This is a genomic window from Streptomyces sp. SID14436, assembly GCF_010548465.1.
In the GTDB taxonomy this organism is placed as follows: Bacteria; Actinomycetota; Actinomycetes; order Streptomycetales; family Streptomycetaceae; genus Streptomyces.
The window spans coordinates 1-4,116 of sequence record NZ_JAAGMD010000351.1; the positions used below are offsets into that span (position 1 = coordinate 1).

The 4,116-nt window shown below is 72.8% G+C and carries 6 protein-coding genes; 2 read left to right on the plus strand and 4 right to left on the minus strand.

What is annotated here, in order from left to right; genetic code table 11:
* Positions 1–168 precede the first annotated feature (168 nt).
* From rplT to infC, 3 genes are all read right to left on the minus strand, one after another.
* Positions 169–552, minus strand: a complete 384-nt coding sequence (gene rplT / locus G3I53_RS12520) for a 50S ribosomal protein L20 (RefSeq protein WP_033531708.1) — start codon at positions 550–552, stop codon at positions 169–171.
* A 103-nt stretch (positions 553–655) separates the two neighbouring features.
* Positions 656–850, minus strand: a complete 195-nt coding sequence (gene rpmI / locus G3I53_RS12525) for a 50S ribosomal protein L35 (RefSeq protein ID WP_015661694.1) — start codon at positions 848–850, stop codon at positions 656–658.
* A 110-nt stretch (positions 851–960) separates the two neighbouring features.
* The gene (gene infC / locus G3I53_RS12530) at positions 961–1,629 is read right to left on the minus strand and encodes a translation initiation factor IF-3 (RefSeq protein ID WP_164337975.1); all 669 of its coding nucleotides are present in this window, start codon (positions 1,627–1,629) and stop codon (positions 961–963) included.
* A gap of 371 nt (positions 1,630–2,000) precedes the next feature.
* On the opposite strand from infC, the gene G3I53_RS12535 reads away from it, so the two are divergent.
* Positions 2,001–2,378 carry a DUF1844 domain-containing protein gene (locus G3I53_RS12535; RefSeq protein WP_164337974.1) on the plus strand — a complete coding sequence of 126 codons (378 nt, stop codon included), beginning with the start codon at positions 2,001–2,003 and terminating at the stop codon, positions 2,376–2,378.
* A 41-nt stretch (positions 2,379–2,419) separates the two neighbouring features.
* Here G3I53_RS12535 and G3I53_RS12540 read toward each other — a convergent pair whose 3' ends face one another.
* Positions 2,420–3,151, minus strand: a complete 732-nt coding sequence (locus G3I53_RS12540; protein ID WP_164337973.1) for an SseB family protein — start codon at positions 3,149–3,151, stop codon at positions 2,420–2,422.
* 81 nt (positions 3,152–3,232) lie between these two features.
* Here G3I53_RS12540 and G3I53_RS12545 point away from each other — a divergent pair, with 81 nt between their 5' ends.
* Positions 3,233–4,024 carry a serine hydrolase gene (locus G3I53_RS12545; RefSeq protein ID WP_343240609.1) on the plus strand — a complete coding sequence of 264 codons (792 nt, stop codon included), beginning with the start codon at positions 3,233–3,235 and terminating at the stop codon, positions 4,022–4,024.
* Positions 4,025–4,116 lie beyond the last annotated feature (92 nt).

The window sequence follows — 4,116 nt, forward strand, 5'->3', positions numbered from 1 at the left end:
CCGCCGTCCGGTCGGGGGCGGGGCGGGGGTGGACACGCGGCTGCGCGGCACGGGACGCGGGGCCGCCGCGGGCCCGCGTCCCGTGCCGCTGCGTCGCGCAACAGCAGGACCCGCAAGCCATGCAGCCTGCGGGTCCTTCAGTCACATCGGCTCAGGGCCGGCGGGGCGTCACGCGGCCTTGGGCGCGTTCACGTCCGCGGGCAGGGCCTTCTGCGCGACCTCGACGAGCGCGGCGAACGCCGTCGCGTCGTTCACGGCCAGCTCGGCCAGGATCTTGCGGTCGACCTCGATGTTCGCGGCCTTCAGACCCTGGATGAAGCGGTTGTACGTGATGCCGTTGGCGCGGGCAGCGGCGTTGATGCGCTGGATCCACAGCTGGCGGAAGTCACCCTTGCGCTTCTTGCGGTCGTTGTAGTTGTAGACCAGCGAGTGGGTGACCTGCTCCTTGGCCTTGCGGTACAGGCGCGAGCGCTGACCGCGGTAGCCGGAGGCCTGCTCGAGGATCGCCCGGCGCTTCTTGTGGGCGTTGACTGCCCGCTTGACGCGTGCCACTTGTTAACTCCTTGTAGCGGGGCCGCGGTTGTCGCTCACACGGCCCGAAATCGATTGGGTCCCGGTCCTGACTGTCGGACGGCGCCTGCGGGGCGCCGACGCGTCACTTGCCGAGAAGCTTCTTGATCTTCTTGGCGTCGCCCGGGGCCATCTCGGCGTTGCCGGTGAGGCGACGCGTCACGCGGGACGACTTGTGCTCGAGCAGGTGGCGCTTGCCGGCGCGCTCGCGGAGCACCTTGCCGGAGCCGGTGACCTTGAAGCGCTTGCTGGCACCGCTGTGCGACTTGTTCTTCGGCATAGCGCCGTTCTCTCCTCGTCGGTGGCGCTCCGATGCCCGGTCACGAAAACCGGGCACGGTGGAGCGTCGTACTTGTTTCGGTTGCTTCCTGGGGCTCGCGCCCCGGGGAGTCACGCCTCGGCAGGTTCCTCGGCCGCCACGGCGGCGTCGGACTCCGCGGCATTCTGCGACTTGCCGGGGTTGGCCTTCGCGTCTGCCTTACGGGCTTCCTGCGCCTGGCGAGCCTCGGCCATCGCCTCGGTCTTCTTCTTGTGCGGACCGAGGACCATGATCATGTTGCGGCCGTCCTGCTTCGGGTTCGACTCCACGAACCCGAGGTCGGCCACGTCCTCCGCGAGACGCTGCAGCAGCCGGTAGCCGAGTTCCGGCCGGGACTGCTCGCGACCACGGAACATGATCGTGATCTTGACCTTGTCGCCCTGCTTGAGGAACCGGACGACGTGACCCTTCTTGGTGTCGTAGTCGTGCGGGTCGATCTTCGGCCGGAGCTTCATCTCCTTGATGACCGTGTGCGCCTGGTTCTTGCGCGCCTCACGGGCCTTCATGGCCGACTCGTACTTGAACTTCCCGTAGTCCATGAGCTTGCACACGGGCGGACGGGCGTTCGCCGCGACCTCGACCAGGTCCAGGTCGTACTCCTGCGCAAGCTCCAGTGCCTTGGCCAGCGGGACGATGCCCACCTGCTCGCCACTGGGACCGACAAGTCGCACCTCGGGAACGCGAATCCGGTCGTTGATGCGGGGCTCGGCGCTGATGGATCCTCCTCGGTAGCACCACACGGCGGTCTGGCGGACAGCCGCGTAACGTCTGTGTTCTCTCGTGAGACCTAACCGCGCCGAAGCAACAAAAATGCCCCGGACGATCACAGGCGGGGTTCCTCGAACTACCGGAACACCGCCGCGGTGACCGCGGGGCGCACTTTCGGGCGGTTCGCCGTGGAGCGGCACCGCCTGACCGGTGACCCGCCGCCCTGAGGGCGGAAGGTGGGAGTTCGAAGCCTCCACTTGTGGGCCGGGCTCGCGCGCCTGAAGGCATGCGGGTCCGACCGGTCGTTACACAAGGTTAGCAGCTCCCGGGGGGGTCGCGCTAACCGCCCGGTGCGCGCCTCCTGCCGTCGGGCGGCGGCAGGGCAGCGCATATCGTGAGGGGCATGAGTGACACCCCCGCCTCGGAGAGCCCCGAGACCCCCGACAGCCCGGACTTCGACGCCATGGCCCGCGACATCGCGGAGGTCCCGGCGGTCGAGGTGATCGTGACGGTCGCCGTGAACCTGATGAGCGCCGCCGCCGTGAAGCTGGGGCTGACCGAGGAGGGCGACCGGCACAAGGACCTCGACGAGGCCCGCAAGCTCGTGCACGCGCTGGCCGGTCTGCTGGACGCGTCCACCACCGAGATCAGCTCCTTCCACGCGGCCCCGCTGCGCGACGGCCTGAAGTCGCTGCAGCTGGCGTTCCGCGAGGCCTCCCTCGTCCCGGACGAGCCGGGCCAGGGTCCGGGCGAGAAGTACACGGGCCCCCTCTACGCCTGACCGTTCGTCTCCCGCTTCGCGTTCCGGGTCCGCGTGCCGTCTCAGGCCCGGACGTACAGGGGCTCGCCCGGTGGCGTCACCTCGGCCGGCAGGACGGCCAGGTCGAGGCCGCGCACCAGGCGGGCCCTCAGTGTTTCGTCGGCCGCGAGCCGCTGGGCCACGTCCCGGGCGGTGGCGGCGACGGACGCGGCCGGGTCGAGGACGAGGGCGAGGGTGCCGTCGGCCTGGCCCGGGCCGAGGTGGGCGCGCAGCACGGCGGGATCGGCGGCGACGGCGGCGCGGACGGCGTCGGTGACCGCCGGGTCGGCCAGCGGGTCGGTCGTCGTCCGTCCCTCGGCCAGCGCGAGCAGTGCCTGGCCGGTCAGCTCGAAGGGCACCGGTCCGGCCACGTCGAGGACGACGGTGTCGGCCTTCTCGTGGGCGGCGGCCTGGAGCGCCTGGTGCAGCGGGACGGCGACGGGGCGGGCGTCCGCGTCCCAGCGGGCGAGCGCATCGGTGGAGGTGAAGGCGGGCAGCGCGGTGCGGTTCCCGGCCTTCAGGGTGGGGACGGCCATGTCGCTCGTCTTCTCGCGCCGCAGCCCGTTCTCATCGGTCTCCACCTCCCCGAGGATGGCCACCACGGGAACCAGCAGGCGGGTGCCCTTGAGGGCCTCCAGGACGGGGCCGACGGCCTCGCGGTCCTCGGCCCAGGCGGCCAGCGCCGCGCTCAGCCGGGGGTCGGCGGAGCCGTCGTCGTCGCGGAAGCCGGGGTCGGGAATGTTCTTGTTCGCCACGGTCCCCGACTGTATCGGCCGCGCGTGGCGTACTCCGACGCGGGCGGCCGGGGGACGGACCGGATCAGGAGGGGGTCGGCGGTGACGGAGGACGGTGGCGGCGCGGTGCCGGTGGAGGCCCGGGGGGAACCGGTGGGTGCCGGGGTGCCGCACGGGGTGGGCCGGGTGCGGGTGTCGGCCGCCGCCACGGACCTGGTGACCGGGGAGGGCGTCCGCTGCGGGGGCGGGGTGTTCGTCTCCGCGAGCGTGGTGAAGGCCGACATCCTGGCGGCCCTGCTGCTGCGGGCGCAGGACAGCGGGCGCGGGCCCACCGCGGCGGAGCGGTCCCTGGCCGCGGCCATGATCGAGCGCAGCGACAACGACGCGGCGTCGGTCCTGTGGCGGACGGTCGGCTCGGCGGCCGGGCTGGACACGGCGTGCGCCCGCCTGGGCCTGACGGAGACGGCGGGCGGCGAGGGCGGCTACTGGGGGCTGACCCGGACCACGGCCGCCGACCGGCTCGTCCTGCTGCGCCGGCTGCTCGGGCGGGACGGGGAGGAGGGCGCGGACCTGCTGGGCGGGGATGCGCGGGCCCTCGCGCGCACCCTGATGGGGCGGGTGGTCGCCGCTCAGGCGTGGGGGGTGCCGGTGGTGGCGGACGGCTCGGCGTGGGCGGTGAAGAACGGCTGGATGCCGCGCGACGCGACCGGCCTGTGGGTGGTGCACAGCTTCGGCCGTGTCACGTCGGGGGGACGGGACTGTCTGCTGGCGGTGCTGTCCGACGGCCACGCGACGATGGCCGAGGGCGTCGCGCGGGTGGAGGCGGCGGCCCGGGCCGCGATGGCGGCACTGCCGCCGCAGCCGGCGGAGGGCGGGCGACGGCCGGCCGGGTGATCCGGGATCGGGTTGGGGCGGCTCCCCGGGCGGGCGGTGCGGTGCGGCTCAGTGGTCTTCGGGGCTGGGCGGTGCGGTGCGGCTCAGTGGGG

Coding starts and splice junctions, on each gene's coding strand:
- rpmI (WP_015661694.1), bottom strand. CDS start 850: ATGCCGAAGAACAAGTCGCACAGCGGTGCCAGCAAGCGCTTCAAGGTC.
- G3I53_RS12535 (WP_164337974.1), top strand. CDS start 2,001: ATGAGTGACACCCCCGCCTCGGAGAGCCCCGAGACCCCCGACAGCCCG.